This window comes from Salinibacterium sp. NK8237, assembly GCF_015864955.1.
In the GTDB taxonomy this organism is placed as follows: domain Bacteria; phylum Actinomycetota; class Actinomycetes; order Actinomycetales; family Microbacteriaceae; genus Rhodoglobus.
The window spans coordinates 90,179-108,489 of sequence record NZ_JADYWE010000003.1 but is presented as its reverse complement, the minus strand read 5'-3'; the positions used below and the strand labels follow the sequence as shown (position 1 = coordinate 108,489).

Sequence of the window (18,311 nt, the reverse complement as noted above, 5' to 3'; positions counted from 1 at the left end):
AATTCACGGGTAGTCCTTTATCGCTTAAACAGACTTGTGACACTATAACCACCGAGCGATCGCAGTGATATTTTGGTCTTGAACCGCGCCCAGCGCGACAGTCCAGTATTGAGTTGAGATTCCATTTCTGTCACGTTCGTCCAGAACGCATCAGCTTCGGCAGTTTCCGGTTCAGCCCCGGAGAAAATAGCGCGATCAGCATGCTCGGCGAGTTCGCGAGCATCCGGTGTCGCCATCACAGCAGCAACCTCTGTCCGGGTTCCAGAAAGCGGTGGCGAGTAGCCATGATCAATGAGGGAATCCTCGAATTCCTGCCACCCGCCGCTGATCTGTTCCACCGTCGACTCAGCACGTTTGCGAAGCTGACGGCGTCGTGCCTTGGCCAAAACAATCAACAGGAAGGGTGCGGCCGCTACCAGCAGCGCTAGCAACGACCATCCTGTAACCCGCAATACGGCGAGAACAGCCTGGAGTACAGGATCGAGGTCGGGCTGCAACGCTTGTTCGCTGTCCGGGTTCGACTGACGGTTCGTCGTATCAGACTCGATTTCAGGCGGCTGGACCACAGTTTGGGGCCGCGCAACCTGTGCGATGTCGTCGGGATCCTCCTCTGGGATCTCTCGGAGCGGTGGGTTGGGGTCGATGGTGACCCAGCCATACTCAGCGGTATTCACTTCGATCCAAGCGGAGACGTCATCGCCTCGAACTTGAGGGTCAGATGTGACGAAGCCGAGAACAACGCGAGTCGGGAATCCCAACTCGTTCGCCATTATCGACGCGGCAACCGCATACTGTTCACCGTCGCCGATCATGCGCGGGGAGGTAAAGAGTTCGGCAATGCGATCGGCAGAATGGCCGGAGCGGCTTGTGGGTTCATCCACTCCGACACCGTGACTGATGTACCCATCAGTTGCAAGACCCTCCAGCATGGCAGCGAGGCGCTCCCCTGGTGTGGTTACGCCGCGAACATACTGGTCAAGCCGTTCGGTGAGTTCTTCTGGCGACTCCCGCACAGCGGGAACTTCGGCAAGGCCTGGTGTGAGAGCGCTGATTTCGTCGGCACTTGGTTGCAGCGGCACAACGCCTTCGAACGTGTAACTATCGCCGCTCTCAAGACCTCCGACAACGGCCGCCGTTCCAGAAACTTCGTTGTAGTAGAACGAATCGCGAAGGTCAGCTTCGTTCGCGCCCGAAAAATCTACTTGTTCAAACAAGCCAACTGTCGGCAGCCAGACACCCTCATACCCCTCGATAGTGATCGTCAGCTCAACCTGATCGCCCTCGACATCCGACTGATCAAAACGGGATGGCACGCGCGAGAAGGAGCCAGACGCGCTCGACACCCGGTCACTGCCGACCGCATAGACGACGCCGCTGTAGCTATCGAGTGTCGCAAGTCTCACTCGGGTGCCCAACGGAACCCCAGATACATCGAATAGCACTGAATTTGCACTGCTGGGCTGCCAATAACGACGAAAACCAGAAAGAGGACTCACGTAGTCGCGCGGGTCGAATGGTTCCACGATTGCTGTTCTCAGCACAGAACGGTTATTGGTGGCTGGCGCGACGTCGACGGCCACGAGTGCGAACGCCGATGCGATCGCGAGGATGACGAGAGCACTAATCATCGTGCGGACGCCAGCAAATCCGAACTCGCGCTTGCGTCTCGTACTTCCGGGCGCTTCCTTCGCTGCTTCAAGAGCGTTGACCGTGTCACGACGACGACGCCAGCGGAACCACACCATTGCAAGCGCGATCACAATCAAGAGCGCGAGCGCGAGCGCAACGGGTTGGTCAGGATAGGTCGGGCCAAACGCGATCGCCATTACGAAGATTACGATCGGCGGAACCACAGAAAGTTCTACGAGTTTAGTGCGGAAAACTACGCTCAGCGAAATAACGGTGCCGAAAAAAACTAAGACAAGAGCGGGAACAAGAAGCGCCTGATAATTTCCGACTGGCAGCGAGATGGTCAGTAGCTGCTTCCACCCGAGCGCAACGCCGAAAACGAGATCCCTGAGGCCATTGAGAGTGGGAACGATCCCCCACTGGGTCTCGGACGGAACAGCCAAGGGCACGCCGATGGCGAGAAAAATGAGCACCGCAACCACCGTCGTGGTCAAGAACGACAGTCGACGCCACAGAGAAAGAAGTGCGACCACAGAGCCAGCGAGTACCCCGACGGCAATCAAGACAGTGAGATCTTGAGTGCGATAGATCGGCCACAGCGCTGCAGAAGCGAGGGCAATAGCGAGCCAGAGCAGCGCCCCGGAAACAACAACGAATGATGGAGTGACTCGTGTGGTCATACTGCCACCGATCTCGAGAGTGCCCTTTTGAGCTCTTCGAGGTACCCGATAGTGAGAACGCTGAGCCCGGAGACTCGTCGAAGACCCGGAACAGCTTCGGGATCACAGACAATCGCGACAACTTCAACATTCGCTGCGAACTTCGTCGAGGCCGCGCGAAGTTGCTGGGAGGTGACGGTCGATCCGCAAATCAGGAACGCGACGGACACCCCGTTGGTTTGATCCGAGGTCACTCTGGCAACGTCGATGAGGCGCAATGCGGTCTCAGCACGCTGGACTCTCGTAAGGTCATCCAGCAGGCGTACTCCCGTGAGGGTGGAGAGAGCCCGCACTGCAAAAACCTTGCGCTTGGCGAACTGAGGCGTTTGCTCGCTCGCAACCACTGTGACCGTGCGGGCATCACGGATTGCCTGTGCGCCGAGTGAACCGGCAACGCTGACAGCCATCTCGAACTCATAATCGTTCTCATAATCTGCGGCAGCCAGACTCAGCGCGATTACAAGATGGCTCCGTCGAGTTTCTTCAAACTGGCGCACCATGTAGCGGCCGGTGCGCGCAGTCGTCTTCCAGTGGATGTTGCGTCGCTCGTCACCGCGCACGTACTCACGCAGGGCGTGAAAAGAGATGTCGTTATTCGCGAGATCTTTGGTGGGGTTGCCTTCCAAGTCGCGGATGAGGCCTGTGCTCACACTGGGAATACTGATCGTGCGCGGGTGTACGAAAACCTCGGAAGATTCGGTCCATACCAACTCGCGACGCACCAAACCCACAGGGTCGGCACGCACCGTGCGCACGGGCCCCACTGAGATGACGCCCCGTCGTTGAGTGGGAATGAGAAACTCGTGCGTCGCTGAGCCGCCTGGACGCAAACTCGGCAGCACTGCCTCCGCGTAGCTTGCAGCAATCGGAATCTCAGCCACTACGCCCAGACTTCGACTTTTGCCCTCATTCACTCCCTGTACCTCGCCGCTTGCACTTTCTCCGACAACGACGCGATGGTGGCCAACATGCAAACTGATTGTTAGCTGGCTGCGACCAAAGAGGTAAATAGCGGCCATGAAGGCGATCGCAGCAAGGGCGAACCCCACAACGACTAGTTCTTGCCACGCAATTGTGTAGCCCACAATCAGTGTTGTGGGCGCAAGCAGGAGCACGACCCAGCCAAGCGGGGTCACTACGGCTGTAACGCGCTTCGCGTAGCGGGACAGCATCTCTCGGGCGATCACCGAGAACCGCACTGTGGCAACAATCAGATCAGCAAGAAACCCCGTGCGGTAGCCGACAATCCGTGTTCGTGCGTTGTCGAGGCCCCGAATAGCGGTGGGGAAGTCTGAATCTGAGCGCGACTTATTGCCGCTCGGACCCGAATGTTCCGCCGCGGTGTGTTGTGGCTGCCCTTTCGCCGAGCGGTTGAGAAGTGAACTCACACGGCTTGCCGTTCTGTGGGCGGCGGGTTTTCGATGAGGATCTGAGCAATCACGCTCGAGGCGGTCACTCCCTCAAACTCGGCTTCGGCATCGATCACGAGACGATGAGCAAGCACTGATTCGGCAAGAGCCTTGACGTCATCCGGAACCACGTAGTGGCGACCGTGCGATGCCGCGAGAGTCTTCGCCGAACGAACCAATGCCAGCGCACCACGCACGCTCACGCCGAGGCGGACTTCCGCGGCGCCACGGGTCGCCTCGACGAGGCGGCTGACATAGTCGTTGATCGTGGGATCTACGTGCACGGTACGTGCCAACTGCGCCATCTCGACTACAAGCTCAGCGCTAACAACCGGCTCAATAGTGGTTGAGTGGGCGGCAACGCCAGCTCCGTCAAGAATTCGCAACGTTGACGCGCGGTCGGGATAACCGATCGACGCTTTCATCAGGAAGCGGTCCAACTGGGCTTCCGGTAGACGATAGGTTCCGGCCTGCTCGATGGGGTTCTGAGTAGCGATAACCATAAATGGAGCACCAACAGGATGCGTGACGCCATCGACGGTAACTTGGCCCTCCTCCATGACTTCAAGCAGTGCAGCTTGAGTCTTGGGGCTTGCCCGGTTGATTTCATCGGCCAGCACAATGTTGGAAAAGATCGGTCCAGCATGGAACTCGAATTCGTTGTCGCGCTGATCGAAAATGCTGACACCAGTAATGTCTCCCGGCAGTAAGTCGGGGGTGAACTGGATGCGGTTCGTTGTGCCCGAGACGCTTTGTGCGATAGCGCGCGCAAACGACGTCTTTCCTGTGCCGGGGTAGTCCTCGAGGAGGAGATGACCTTCGCTCAGTAGGGCGGTGAATCCGAGGCGCACCACAAACGTCTTTCCGAGCAGCACTTGCTCGACGTTCGTGACAAGTCGGTTGAAGCTTTCTGCGAACCATGCGGCTTCGTCGGGAGTCATCGTCATAGCGCACCTCTAGTCATAGTCGTATCCGTTATAAGTTCTGTCGTACACCTGACCGCCATTAGCAATCACACGCACGAGAAGCGTCGGTGTTCCTAGGAGAAGCGCAACATCAGCGTGGCAGCTGTCTCCAGGGGTGGTGACGTCTGCTGTCTGCCAAGGACCCAAAGTCACTCCACCACACCGGTAGCGCACTGCCTCGTAGTTTCCGGTTGGCCAGTCGAGCCACTCGAATGTTCCGCTGTCATTCAATAGATCATTGTCAGAGGTGAAAGTCAGTCCCCCCACCGACGGGTTCACTGGCGTGCCTAGCTCGAAGGGAGCCGACCATTGAGGCTGACAAATCGGGCCTGATCCGTAACTTCGGCACGCTCTCACCTCTACTGAAATATCCTGACCATACTGTTGCCCACCGTCAGCCGTCAGGAACGACCCGAGAGCTACGGGGCCGAAGATGGTTCCTGGAACAGTGCCGCCACTGAGGCGGTAGTAGAGCGTGTAGTCGCTATTGAGTGAGTCGGTCCCCGCCATTCCGCCAGTGACCGTGAAATCAAAGTTGTTGCCATTGGCGATGGGGCCCGCTGTGCTGAGGCTCGTCACTACTGCCGGTGGAGTGTGTGCGATGACTGTCGGCGAGGAGGTGCATCCCTGGCCGTTGCTCGCGAACACCAACATCGTGTAAGTGCGGTTGGGCGATAGCCCGTTAAACGTCGCCGAGGTACTGGTGCCAACTGCCGACAGCTTCGCCCCGTTGCCAGTAATCGAACCGTCCGGAGAACAAGTCGGTTGCGTTCCGGTGAATGCAGCGGCTGTGTAGGTCGTTACAGGGCGTCCGTTTGAATTGAATGCACCCGCCCATGACAAATTCGCAGTGGTGTCGTTCACAACTGTGGCGACTGGGGCGGACAGCGCGATCGGCGGTCCCGCCGGCACGGCGCTGCGCGGCTCACTGGTGTTCCACACCGACAGCGCTGTGTAGGCCGCGTTACGCGGACTCACCGTGTACGTGACTGCTACGCCGTTATCGAGGACCCATGTTGCCGGTGTTTCCCAAGTGCACGTCGTGGTGTCGCACTGGGCAAGACCAAGTGTGGTTTCGAAGCCACCGACAGCGATGCGGTAGCGGTCAACTGCCGAACCACCAGCCGGGGTCGGCACCGCATTCCACGTCAATCGCAGACCGTGATCCAAAGGAGAGGAACTCAACGTTGTTGGCGCTGCAGGAATGATGTCCGACCACACAGAGTCTGCGAGCGTTACCGGATCCGACTCTCCGATCGCGTTAACCGCGACGACGGTGACCTTCACGGAATTCGTTGGCCCGTTGCCCGTCGTCGGAATAGCGCACGTTGTTCCGGCACACTCGGTGGTGTTGACGAGCACTCCGTCAGATTTAGTCGTCACCCGGTACGAGGTTATGGCCGAGTTGTTTGCCGGACCCGCGTTCCACCGCATCATGATGGTTTTGTCACTAAAACCGCTTGGCCCAAGGGTCGAAATCGCATCGGGCACATCTTGCACCGAGATCAACACCGTGCCCCAGACGTACCGCGTCTCGTCATTCGTTGCATCCGCAACCCGATATTGCAGGTTCACGTCGCCGGGCACCGCGCTATCGGAGACAGTGACCGTGATGGTGCTGTTGTCGCTGCTGGGTACGATCGAGAGCCCTGCGGGGATGGACCCTCCCCCGAGGCCACGAATGTCGACCACGCGCAACGGCGAACCGGGGAACGGGTTAGTTGAGGCATCGTTGGCAAGCACGTCGACTACGGTCGTTTCGCCACGTTGGGCGATCGCGATGTCAGCGGCTGCGCTCGCAAGCGGGCGCGTTGACGGCACAACATTGAGTTCGATGCGACCTGATTTGCCCTCCGACAGATCATCGCGAACCCCTAGAGAAATTGAGGTGAGCGTACCCTTCACCGCACTGCTGTTGGCACGAAGCGTCAACAATGTGCCATCAAGCGAGTAGGTAAAGCCTTCAGGCAAGGGGCTCAGGATCGAGTACGCGAGCTCGTCGAGGTCGTCGGGGTACGGATACGTCGTGAGTTTGAGGAGATCAATTTCTTTCTCCTGACCGGGCTCGAACTCAATCACAGCGCCGCCAAAAACAGGAGCTTGGTTGTCGCGAGGGAGTACATCGATAGGCAGCACCAAAATTGCTGTGCGGCCCTCAGGATCAGAGGCCGAGCTGCCGTCGGTGACTTCAAACGAAATGGATGCCGGCCCGAAGTACTTTTCTGCCGACGTGAAGACGAGCGTGTCTTCGTCGCGCACGAGGTCGGAACCATCGCTGTGGGTGGCTAACACCGTACTCGAGTCCGTGAGGCGCACTGACTTCTCGCCGACCGCAATGATGTAGTCGTTGAGGTCGATAACGAGCGTGCTCTCACTGTTGATACTGAGTTTTGGAGCACGGCGATCAAGCTGCGGCAGCGCATCGTCGTATCCAGGAACGTTGATGAACGCGTAGCTGAATACCGTGGGATCGGAAGGATTGGTAACGCGGAACGGGATGATTTGTCCGTCGTCTCCCACGGACACTTCGATCTGCTTATCGGAGGTGACTCTGGCCGCGTCGCCGAATCCGGGGTAGATAGTGAGATCGAGAGTTCCCGGGTCACCATCTGCAAAAAATACTCCGGAGAGAACGTCCACCGTCACACGGTTACGGTCAAGCACATCAGAAAGAGTTAGGACGCTATCGGTCGCTATCGGGTAGGCCGGACTGGCATCCGGGTCCACGGTGACACGGATGAAGTTCTGGCTCGAGCCGCCCGTCTCGTTTTCGATCGCGTAGATGATTCCATAATCTCCAGGCTCCGTCGGAGGGGTAACGTTTACGACGTCGCCGACTATCTCGGCGACGGTAACGGCGTCATTGGGTTCCACAGAAACCACCGAAAGCGTACTGCCGTCAGGATCAGAATCGTTGGCGAGCACCTGCACTGACACCGTGATGCCCGGCTTCACCGTTACTTCATCGATGATCGCGACCGGGTTGCGCGCACCATCGAGGCGCGGACTAATCCCGATGTTGATCTCTCCGTTTGCACGGGCACCGAGCGAATCGATGAGGGTGTAGCTGAAGGTGTCCGTTCCCGCGGAATACTCTCCCGCTTGGTACACAAAGGTATTGGAATCGACTTCAAGGACTGCGCCCTTGCTTGGGTTCGTTGCTTGACCGAGCAACTGAACGGAGTCCCCGTCAGGGTCCGCCGATGTCAGCGGAATTTGTACGCGTACGGTATCTCCAGCGAGCACTCGAGCGGTGACAGTTGGTGGAACCGGCGCGTTGTTGCTGGATGCGTCTAGCTCTCGCACGGCAATGCGCACGATCGCAGTCGCGGACTGTCCATCTGGGCCAGCGACTTGGTATGCGGCTGTGAAGTTTCCCGTGCGATCCGGGGCGAGGTAGCGCAGTACGTCACCGGAGGCGAACAGCAATCCTGAGTCATCAGGGAGGTCTTGTGCGAGCTTCGGCACAAGGGTCAGCTCAAGCCCATCAGGGTGTTCGTCGTTCGCAAGAACGACAATATCGACCGCTTGTCCCACGCGCACTGTCACGGAATCGTCGTTGGCGATCGGCGCCTGCAGCTGCGATGGCGCCGCTATCTCAACGACAGTGATAACGCCTACGGCATCCGCGAGTCCGTTGCTAATGCGGTAATTGAAACTGACTGGCCCATCGTCGAGCGGGGCCTCTAGGCTCACTCGAACCAGGCGCTGCTCGAGGATTTCTGCGCGCACCCCGGAACCAGCGGAAAGATTCATGATCTCAGTGACGAGAAGCACCCCACCGGCCGGATCGACATCTGTTCCGGCAACATCGATTCGTTCGTTCTGAAGAGTTTGAACGAAAACTGTCTTGGGAACCGTAATGGGCGTCGTGTTGGCGTCGGGCGGAGACACGACGTCAATACGCACGGTCGCGGTGTACGTGAGGTTGCCATCGGTCACGACGTACTCAAGATTGTGGCTGCGAATCTCGTCGCTCTCGAACCGGAAAGTTCCCGTTTCATAGCTCGGCAGTATTTGAGCGCCAGTCTTCGCCGGGACACTATTGAGTCGGATGTTGCCGTTGCCGCCACGCACATGGCTGAGCGGCGAAACGGTAATCTCTTTGCCCGCGTAGGCGAGCACCACGAAGGGATCGGCTTCAATGGGCACTTCGCCAGCGGCTTTCACCGAGACGGAGACACCGCCGGAGCTTTCGCTTGTGCCATCCGAGACTACGAGGGTGACGACCTTGAGCTCTCCGCCAGCACCGGAGTCAGAGAAGATGAGGTCTCCCCCCGGCTTATAGCTAACGACGTCGGGCGCAGCTACGGAGGCACTCGTCAAATAGAAGGGATCACCGTCAGGATCGACCCAATCACCCAAGATCTGGTTCGTTACTCGGCCACCTGACTGCACGGTGAGGTCGGTAGACCGCACTTGCTCCGGCGGCGAATTCTCTGAGTCTTCCCGAATCTCTACCGTCACGGTCGCGCTAGCGGTTCCTCCGCGACCGTCGCTAACGGTGTAATCGAAGCTGACTTGACCGCTTGCGCCCGCTTCGAGCGTGATTTGAATCTGTTGGCGCTCGTTGATGCGATCGATTCGCCCGAAGTTGGGATTGATTGTCGGGAGTTCTTCGACGACCAACACGTCGCCATTCGGATCGTAATCGTTGAGCAAAATGGGGAGCACGGTGGCTCGTCCTGGCCGGGCACCAAAGGTGTCATCTACCGCCACGGGCGGCTGCTGAACGCTATCAACCTCAGGCTCGACGTCGAGAAGGTTCTGCTCAACCTCAGGCTCTTCGTCGTCAGCCGTGATCAGCTGGTTCCAGTTATCGATCAACTCTCCGGCTTCTTGCACCGCCCACGTTCGGCCTGAAAGCCGGTCATTGAGCACGGCTCGTGAACCATTCACTGCGTAGGAGAGCTGCGCGTTGGCATCCATTTCGCTGAGTTGCAGCATGATGCCCTCGCCGGGGTCAGTGGGACAACGACGCCAATTCTCCCCGCTGGACCACGCAGCGAATTCGCACTCCCCCAGACGCAACGGAGCGGCCGCGACACCGGACTGTCCCGTCGCGAGCCCTACGGCCGCAGCACCACTGAGAGGAACGCTGATTACTCCCTGACTGTACCCAACGAGAACGCGCTCACCGTCGACGGAGGGAAGCTGTACGACAGTGCCGTTTCCGTCGTCGACGAGCCCAGTGAGGTCGACTGTGCGACCGTCCATGTAGAGCAACTCGGCATCTGAATCGAGTACCGCCCACTCACCGGCCACTGAGGTGATGCTGAGTTCCGCCGTCGGGTCAAGCTCGAGAGTCACACTCGATTCGGCGACGTCGGAAATTGCAGCGTTTACTCGAAAAAGCTGACTCGTCGAAGGCGAGAACGCGTAGAGCAAGCCGTCGTCATCAACGCTCACAATCGCGTCAGCACCAAGGCTCAGCGATGCTGGGGATTCCGCATCAAAATTAAGAAAGTCCTCATAGGACCTAATCCAGAGTTCTCCTGTTCCATGCTCCAGCACGACAACGTTGTCGCCGGCGAAATAAACCTCGGGCTGGTTGGGCGGAAGCGCAACGCTCTCATCAATTTCTGACAGCGCAGGATCGACAACATCGATCGCGCTTTCCGATCGGTCAAATAGCAAGACGCTATCGCCATGTTGAACGACTTCAAGATCAGCGCTCTGAGCGCTTACGACGGAGTTGATCTCGAGCACTTCCGTGCTCGCGCGCCCGATCGCCTGTTCTTGATTATTCGCTACCCACACGGCACCATCAGCCAAGTCAACTTCTTGCGCGGTATAGCCGGTCGACACGATTGCGACCGTGGCCACGAGCGCCACAATCGCAGAGACACTCACCACGCCGATCACTGTTGAACGGCGGGCCCTACCCCAGCCCTTAACCACAGCTACCCATCATCACGGCAACACCGCACACTTCTGCGCACTCGCGACACCTGATTTGCCGTCCCGTGTAACCGTGACAGATATGCAGACGTTCTCGCCGGACTCGGCATCGACGACAAAACTTGGTTCGCGCTGCTGCACAGGAGGCTGGTTGTCTGTTGTTGTGATTTGGTACCAGTCGCCTGTTTCAAGGCCCGGATCGACCCAAGAAAACTCAACGACGTCAGTGGAAACGCTAGCGCTGATGTCACTCACCGTCGGAATATCGCTGGAGCCAGACTGCAAACCGACAAGAGTCACGGTGGCCCCGAGCACCACGACAAGAGCCGCAACGGCAACACCAATCCACGCAACAGTTTGCATGCCACGGGTACGCGGAATCGGACTCATCCCGGTCTTTCGACGAGACATTTTGCCTTCAGCCGCGTCGCTCTCAAATGAGCCGAAACTATCTTCGACAGCCGCAGGGCGCCGGCGTTTACGTCGTTGTGATGATGTCATCGTGGCCGCTTGGCCGGGGCGAACTCGCGTGCGGTCCTCAAGTTCAGCCACGGTCGCGAGCGCCCAGTCATCCATCGCTACTTCGATAGGGGTCTGAGAGAGCCCAAGCTCCGACTCAACCGCCTGCAACTCGTGCACGAGTTCGAGCACGCTTCCCTGACGAGCTTCAGGCTTGCGTGACATGGCGCGATTGAGCGCACGCTCAAGACTTTCGGGGACATCGCTACGACCGGTTGCCCGTGGCTTGGCGCGGTTGATCCGCGAAATTAGGTCGGTCGATTTATTCGACTCCCCCGGTATTTCAAAGGGTGAGCGCCCGGCCAGCAGCGAGTACACGGTCGCAGCGTACGACCACAGTTCGGACTCAATCGTGCCAGCCGTTTCGTCCATCAGGACTTCAGGCGCCGACCACGGGATCGACATGCCCACGGCTTCAAGGTTTTCGGACTCGCTCAGCGTTGCGGCGATGCCGAAGTCAGACAACACGGCGTGCCCATAGGCAGTCGTCAGGATGTTTGACGGCTTGATATCTCGGTGCAAGACCCCCGAGCGGTGAGCCGTCTCTATAGCGCTGCCGATCTTGATCGCAATACGCAAAACTTCGGGAACAGGAAGACGTTCGACCCGATACCGCTGACTAAGGGTCGATGAACAGAGTTCCATTACCAGATAGGGGCGACCGTCAGAAGAGACACTGGCTTGATACACCGTGAGGATCGAGGGGTGCGAACTGAGCTGCGCCATAAGGTTCGCTTCAGCTTGAAACATAAGGCGCACTTGATCGTTGACGACTTCGCTGAGCATAACCTTGACGGCGACTTGTCGACGCGGCATATTCTGCTCATATAAGAACACGTCGGCGAAACCACCGGAACCCAAAACGTGAACATGCGAGAACCCGGGCAGGGCAGGCGGATCTGAGGGCAGTCTTCGAGCCACAGAACACCCCTTACAAGTCGTCGAGTTCGATCATTCTAAGTGAGTAAACCACTCAAAATTCGGTTTCTGCCCCTTGTCTGGGGTCAGATTGTCTGTCCCCAGTATGGAGGACTCGATTGGTCCGCGGTTGTAGGTACTTCTAACACATCGATGATAATTGCAGTGATATTGTCACGACCGCCGCTCGCGAGCGCCGAATCGATGAGTTCCGCCACGGTTGCATCAGCCAAATCATGCTTCGCAAATATCCGCGCAATCTCTGCATCCGAGACCTCCCGAGTGAGACCATCAGAGCAGATCAAGAGCCGCTGACCCTGCCGAATCGGCAGCATCCAAAAGTCGGGAGAAGTCGTCGCGTTGAACCCCACTGCGCGAGTGATGATGTTGGCGTCAGGATGATCCTCCGCTTCCTCACGTGAAATTACCCCGGCATCCACAAGATCTTGAACAACGGAGTGGTCTCGTGTGACCTGTACCAGTTCGCCCCCGTCGTAGTTGTATACGCGACTGTCGCCCACGTTGAACACAGCAAAGCTCGCCGTCTCATGGTGTTCGGTAATCACAACTCCGGTCACGGTGGTGCCGACGCCCAGCTCGCTGTCTTGGGAAATCAGTCCGATATAGTCCGTTGCCCGCTCGAGCGCGCGCTCAACCGCGCGGGCGGGCAAAAAGTCTCCGGTAATAGCGTCGTCCAGCCGTTCGACGACGGCAGCACTAGCCAGATCGCCAGCGGAGTGACCGCCCATTCCATCAGCCACAGCAAACATGGGAGAACGCGCGACGTAGCTGTCCTCGTTTGCGGCGCGACGATGGCCAGTATGAGTTCCCGCAGCCCACGCAAACGTGAATGTTTGCTGTTCTCGCCCCGGTAGGGCGATGGTGTGCCCCGGGTTGTTGCCGCCGATTTCGGTCACGGCTACCTTCCTGCCCGTTTTACTCCAGACGCCGCCGAGGCAGAATCCGAATGATGTTTCCGTCACCAATATCCACTAGCGTGCCGGTCGTAACGACTACCGACTCACCCTGACGGAGTTTTCGTGCAGCATTTCCTGGCACTTGAACGAGTGACCCGTTCGTTGATCGGAGATCAGTCACGATCACCGAAGCCCCCAATTGTCGCACTTCGACGTGCGTTTCTGAGACCTCACGGAGCGGCGACTGCACCGCGACAAGGCGAGGCCCCACACCTTTAACAATGCGCGGTGGCCGCGGATCACGACCAAACACGCATGCGTGCTCCAGCGAATGCGCCTGCCCTGTTCCGTCGAGCTGCACCCGGTAGTACAGCGCTGAGGATTCGGATGCGGGCGGAGCTGCAGCCTGCTGGGGAGGCTTCACTTGGGCGGCCGCGCGCGCTCGTAGTCGCGCTGCCTCCTGAGCGGTGGTCGGCGACGCCTGCTTTGCTTGTGCCGCCTCCGGACGCTCATATGGCTGCACGGTGGCTAGTCGACGGCGAGAACTGATGATGACGGTGTCATCCAGATCGGGAACGCTCGACCAAACGGTGGGCCGTTGGCTCGCCGTTATCGTGTCGTCAAAATCATGCCTCACGCCGCAATCTTAGACACGCTTGACGATTTCCCGTGGGAGCCCGTCACGCTTGTCCGATAAAACTCATCACGTGTTTGATACGCGTGTAGTCCTCGAAGCCGTAACTCGACAGATCTTTGCCATAGCCGGAGTGTTTGAAACCACCGTGTGGCATCTCCGCAACGATGGGAATGTGGGTGTTGATCCACACACATCCGAAATCGAGGTGCTTCGCGAAACGCATGGCACGACCGTGGTCACGTGTCCACACGCTCGAAGCCAATCCGTAGTTGACGTCGTTGGCCCACTCCAGCGCTTGGTTCTCATCCGTGAATTTCTGGACGGTGATGACGGGGCCGAAGATTTCATTCTGCACGGCGGAGTCGTGTTGCTGCAGCCCAGAAACGATCGTGGCTTCATAGAAGTAGCCCTGGCTGCCTTGGCGCGTGCCGCCGAGCTCGACGTGAGCGTGCGAGGGCAACTCCTCGATCACGCGTGACACTTGAGCGAGCTGGTTCGCGTTGTTGACAGCACCGAAATAGACGTCTTCGTTTGGTGCACCCGTTGTCGCGTTGTCACGCGTCCAGGCTACGAGGGCTGCCACGAATTCGTCATGTACCTGCTCGTGCACGATCACTCGGGTGGCCGCGGTGCAGTCTTGGCCCGCGTTGAAATAGCCTGCGGCCCCAATTCCGGCAACGGCGGACTCGATGTCGGCATCGTCAAAGACAATGACCGGAGCCTTGCCGCCCAGTTCCAAGTGCACACGCTTGAGATCAACGGATGCGGCCTTAGCAACTTCCATTCCCGCCCGCACCGATCCCGTAATCGAGACCATCTGTGGCGTCTTGTGGTCGATCATGAGACCGCCAGTGGTCCGGTCGCCCGTCAGAACGTTGAAGACGCCGGCTGGCAGGAACTCGGAGGCGACCTCGGCGAACAGCAGGGTGGCCGAGGGAGTCGTGTCGCTGGGCTTCAGCACCGTCGTGTTGCCGGCGGCGATTGCCGGGGCAACTTTCCAGACGGCCATGTTGAGTGGGTAGTTCCACGGCGCTACTTGACCAATTACACCGATCGGCTCGCGACGAATCGATGACGTGTGGTCCTTCATATACTCGGCGGAGGCCATACCCGAGAGGTGTCGAGACTCTCCCGCAAAGAATCGGATCTGGTCAACGGAGAGCATGATCTCGTCCGCGACAAGACTGGCGCGAGGCTTTCCGGTGTCTTTCGATTCAAGGTCGGCAAATTCGTCGGCGCGTGCTTCCATGGCATCGGCGATGCGGAACAGGGCGAGTTGGCGCTCCGATGGGGTGGTTTCGCCCCAGGTCTCAAAAGCGGTGGATGCGGCAGCGTAGGCAGCGTCGACGTCGGCCGCTGACGAAACAGGCGACTCCGCGTAGCGGTGCTCAGTCGCGGGGTCGATCACGTCGAAACTGGACTCGGTGCGCGCGGCTACATACTCGCCGTTGATGAAGTTCTTGATTTCTGAAGCGCTCATGCGTCAACGATAGCGAGGGTGTCCTCCGGAATCTACCCGCAGACTGACGGTTTCCGCAGCAAAATCACTATTTTGATTCGGAATCGCTTGCAGAAGCGGGTTTGAACTGACAAAATCGAGGCATGACCACCCCGTCGCGTAGTTCCGCAAACAAGCCTGTGCATCTTGACGACGTTTCAAAGGCCATCATCGAGCAGCTTCAGAACGATGGCCGACGCTCCTACGCTGAGATCGGTAAGGCAGTTGGCCTCAGTGAAGCCGCCGTTCGTCAGCGCGTGCAGAAGCTGACAGACTCCGGCGTCATGCAGGTCGTCGCGGTTACCGACCCCATGCAGCTTGGCTTCTTTCGTCAAGCCATGATCGGCATCCAAGTCTCGGGAGACACAACCGTCGTCGCCGAAACGATTGGAAAGTTGCCCGCTGTCGACTACGTCGTTCTCACCGCTGGCAGCTTCGACATCCTCGCCGAAGTGGTCTGCGAAAACGACGACGACCTTATCGACCTTCTTAACCGCGACATCCGCGGAATCGACGGCGTGCGTTCGACGGAAACCTTCGTCTATCTGCGCCTCCACAAGCAGTTCTACAACTGGGGAACGCGCTAAGCGTTCCCCCAACCCCTCAAGAAAGCGTCAGCCATGTCAGAGTACGACGAAGCCGATCTTCAACAAAAAGCCAAAGACCACCTGTGGATGCACTTCTCTCGCCAATCGGTGATGGAAGACGGTGCCGGGGTTCCCATCATCGTGCGCGGCGAAGGCCACCACATTTATGACAGCAAAGGCAACAAGTACTTCGACGGCTTGAGCGGACTTTTCGTGGTCAATGCTGGCCACGGCCGCAAGCGCCTCGCCGAGGTTGCCGCCAAGCAAGCCGAAGAGCTCGCGTTCTTCCCGATCTGGTCCTACGCGCACCCCAACGCCATCGAGTTGGCAGATCGTCTGGCTGGTTACGCGCCCGGCGACCTCAACCGCGTGTTTTTCTCCACTGGCGGTGGCGAAGCCGTTGAGACTGCATTCAAGCTGGCTAAGCAGTACTGGAAGCTGCAGGGCCGTCACACCAAGCACAAGGTAATCTCTCGTGCCGTTGCTTACCACGGCACCCCGCAGGGCGCTCTCGCCATTACGGGCATCCCCGGCATGAAGGAAATGTTTGAGCCCTTGGTACCTGGCGGCTTCCGCGTGCCAAACACTAACTACTACCGCGCCGAAGAAATGGGCTTCCACGGCACCGAAGAAGAATTCGGACTGTGGGCGGCCAACCGCATCGAGGAAATGATTCTCTTCGAAGGCCCTGAGACTGTTGCAGCCGTATTCCTCGAGCCCGTGCAAAACTCGGGTGGATGCTTCCCGCCTCCCCCCGGCTATTTCCAACGTGTTCGCGAGATCTGTGACGAATACGACGTACTGCTGGTCAGCGACGAAGTCATTTGTGCCTTCGGTCGCCTTGGCCACATGTTCGCGTGCGACGCCTACGACTACGTTCCCGACATGATCACGTGTGCCAAGGGAATGACGAGTGGCTACTCGCCCATCGGCGCCACAATCGTGTCTGACCGCATCTACGAGCCCTTCAAGCACGGCGCCACGACGTTCTACCACGGGTACACCTTCGGCGGACATCCGGTTTCCGCTGCGGTTGCCTTGGAGAACCTCGACATTTTCGAAGAAGAGAAGATCAACGAGCACGTTCGCGAGAACTCGCCGAAGTTCCGGGCTGCCCTTGAGCGCCTGCTCGACCTTCCTATCGTCGGCGATGTGCGTGGCGATGGATACTTCTTTGGCATCGAGCTTGTGAAAGATAAGGCGACAAAAGAGACCTTCAACGAGGACGAATCCGAGCGCCTGCTCCGCGGGTTCTTGTCGAAGGCGCTCTACGAAGCCGGCTTGTACTGCCGCGCGGATGACCGTGGCGATCCTGTGATTCAGCTGGCACCGCCCCTTACGATCGGTCCGGCTGAATTTGACGAGATAGAATCCATACTGCGTTCGGTTCTGACCGAAGCATGGAGCCGTCTCTAGAACTCACCGCGTTCGCCCCTCCCTCTGACCCCACGGCTCGGATAGTGTTCTTTTCGTGAGTATTGAGGATAATTCGCTCCAGCAGCGACCGCACGATAGCGATACCCGCATTACTGTTGCGCGGGTCATCGCGATCGTGCTTGCTGTTGCGCTCAATCTTGCGGTCATCGGGGGCGGCGTCTGGGCCCTTACGAACCAGCAGCGCATTTCAGATCAGTTCGCTGTGTGGGATTTTGAGCCTTCGGCGAGCGTCCAAGCCTATGTAGCGTCGGCGGGAATGTCTGAAGAGGGCGAGTTCTTGTTTTACGCAAGTCAGCCCACGATCCAGACAAACCCCCTGTTTAATAGCACCTGCTCCAACGTGGAAGAGAACTTCGGCGTGCTCGGTTGCTACTTTCCGAGCAGCAAATCTATCTTCCTCTACGACGTTACGGATGAACGTCTCGCCGGCATCGAAGAGGTCGTAGCTGCCCACGAAATGCTGCACGCTGCGTGGGATCGCCTCTCGAGCGCGGAACAGGATCGCTTGACCCCTCTGCTCGAAGCAGAAGCTGAGACCATGAAAGACGACCCCGAGTTCGCTACGACCCTTGAGTTCTACGCGAAAACCGAGCCAGGCGAACGCGCAAACGAATTGCATTCGATCGTCGGTACCGAGTTCGCCGATCTCAGCCCTGAGCTCGAGGCACACTATGCGGAGTACTTCACTGACCGCGCAACGGTTGTAGCTCTTCACGAAAAGTCGAACGCTGTGTTTACCGAGCAATTGGAAGCGAGCGCGAAGCTCGTGGATCAGCTCGATACCCTTCGCGAAAGCATCGACGACGCGTACGCGAGTTACAACAGCGGCTACGACGCCCTCAACGAAGATATCGATAGTTTCAATTTTCGAGCAGATCGCGGCGATTTCAACACACGCGACTTGCAGGTGAGCGCCAATAATGAACGCAGCTCGCTGATCGAGCGGCAAGATTCACTCAACTCGCTCTATGACTCGATCCAGGCAGACGTCGATACCTATGACGGTCTCGTGGAGCAGCTGGAGGCTCTCAACTCGACGATTAGCGAGCTCAACCAGAGCATCAATATCGAGCCTCGCGACGACGCTGGCATCTAAGACCTCTCCTCTACAAGCCACAGAACTTGGTCGAATTGCAATGTCCGAAAATAGCCAGCAGCTCGGGAACTCCGCAGCG

General features: G+C 58.4%; 11 protein-coding genes. 3 read left to right on the top strand and 8 right to left on the bottom strand.

Annotated elements, in window-relative coordinates:
• Positions 1-17 precede the first annotated feature (17 nt).
• The 8 genes from I6E56_RS14045 to I6E56_RS14010 form a co-directional block, all read right to left on the bottom strand.
• Entirely contained in the window at positions 18-2,309 is a 2,292-nt protein-coding gene (locus I6E56_RS14045) for a transglutaminase domain-containing protein (protein ID WP_197139147.1), read from the bottom strand.
• Positions 2,306-3,736 (bottom strand): DUF58 domain-containing protein, encoded by a 1,431-nt coding sequence (locus I6E56_RS14040; protein WP_307842874.1) that lies wholly within the window; start codon positions 3,734-3,736, stop codon positions 2,306-2,308. Before I6E56_RS14040 ends, I6E56_RS14045 begins: the two co-directional genes overlap by 4 nt.
• Positions 3,733-4,704, bottom strand: a complete 972-nt coding sequence (locus I6E56_RS14035) for a MoxR family ATPase (RefSeq protein ID WP_197139146.1) — start codon at positions 4,702-4,704, stop codon at positions 3,733-3,735. Before I6E56_RS14035 ends, I6E56_RS14040 begins: the two co-directional genes overlap by 4 nt.
• Positions 4,705-4,713: 9 nt before the next feature.
• Positions 4,714-10,578, bottom strand: a complete 5,865-nt coding sequence (locus I6E56_RS14030; RefSeq protein WP_197139145.1) for an Ig-like domain-containing protein — start codon at positions 10,576-10,578, stop codon at positions 4,714-4,716.
• A 57-nt stretch (positions 10,579-10,635) separates the two neighbouring features.
• The gene (locus tag I6E56_RS14025; RefSeq protein ID WP_197139144.1) at positions 10,636-12,063 is read right to left on the bottom strand and encodes a serine/threonine-protein kinase; all 1,428 of its coding nucleotides are present in this window, start codon (positions 12,061-12,063) and stop codon (positions 10,636-10,638) included.
• Between the two features lie 83 nt (positions 12,064-12,146).
• A complete protein-coding gene (locus tag I6E56_RS14020; RefSeq protein WP_197139143.1) occupies positions 12,147-12,977 on the bottom strand; it encodes a PP2C family serine/threonine-protein phosphatase in 831 nt (276 codons plus the stop codon).
• A 19-nt stretch (positions 12,978-12,996) separates the two neighbouring features.
• Positions 12,997-13,614 carry an FHA domain-containing protein gene (locus I6E56_RS15380; RefSeq protein ID WP_197139142.1) on the bottom strand — a complete coding sequence of 206 codons (618 nt, stop codon included), beginning with the start codon at positions 13,612-13,614 and terminating at the stop codon, positions 12,997-12,999.
• A gap of 43 nt (positions 13,615-13,657) precedes the next feature.
• Positions 13,658-15,094 carry an aminobutyraldehyde dehydrogenase gene (locus I6E56_RS14010; RefSeq protein WP_197139141.1) on the bottom strand — a complete coding sequence of 479 codons (1,437 nt, stop codon included), beginning with the start codon at positions 15,092-15,094 and terminating at the stop codon, positions 13,658-13,660.
• Positions 15,095-15,216: 122 nt separating this feature from the next.
• Here I6E56_RS14010 and I6E56_RS14005 point away from each other — a divergent pair, with 122 nt between their 5' ends.
• Genes I6E56_RS14005 through I6E56_RS13995 form a run of 3 tightly spaced genes read left to right on the top strand, consistent with a single transcriptional unit; the run spans position 15,217 to position 18,232 of the window.
• Positions 15,217-15,699 (top strand): Lrp/AsnC family transcriptional regulator, encoded by a 483-nt coding sequence (locus I6E56_RS14005; RefSeq protein ID WP_197108937.1) that lies wholly within the window; start codon positions 15,217-15,219, stop codon positions 15,697-15,699.
• Between the two features lie 33 nt (positions 15,700-15,732).
• Positions 15,733-17,115 (top strand): aspartate aminotransferase family protein, encoded by a 1,383-nt coding sequence (locus I6E56_RS14000; protein ID WP_197139140.1) that lies wholly within the window; start codon positions 15,733-15,735, stop codon positions 17,113-17,115.
• Positions 17,116-17,170: 55 nt separating this feature from the next.
• Entirely contained in the window at positions 17,171-18,232 is a 1,062-nt protein-coding gene (locus I6E56_RS13995) for a hypothetical protein (RefSeq protein WP_231606734.1), read from the top strand.
• Positions 18,233-18,311 lie beyond the last annotated feature (79 nt).

Coding starts and splice junctions, on each gene's coding strand:
- I6E56_RS14010 (WP_197139141.1), bottom strand. CDS start 15,094: ATGAGCGCTTCAGAAATCAAGAACTTCATCAACGGCGAGTATGTAGCC.
- I6E56_RS14045 (WP_197139147.1), bottom strand. CDS start 2,309: ATGACCACACGAGTCACTCCATCATTCGTTGTTGTTTCCGGGGCGCTG.
- I6E56_RS14005 (WP_197108937.1), top strand. CDS start 15,217: ATGACCACCCCGTCGCGTAGTTCCGCAAACAAGCCTGTGCATCTTGAC.
- I6E56_RS14035 (WP_197139146.1), bottom strand. CDS start 4,704: ATGACGATGACTCCCGACGAAGCCGCATGGTTCGCAGAAAGCTTCAAC.
- I6E56_RS14000 (WP_197139140.1), top strand. CDS start 15,733: ATGTCAGAGTACGACGAAGCCGATCTTCAACAAAAAGCCAAAGACCAC.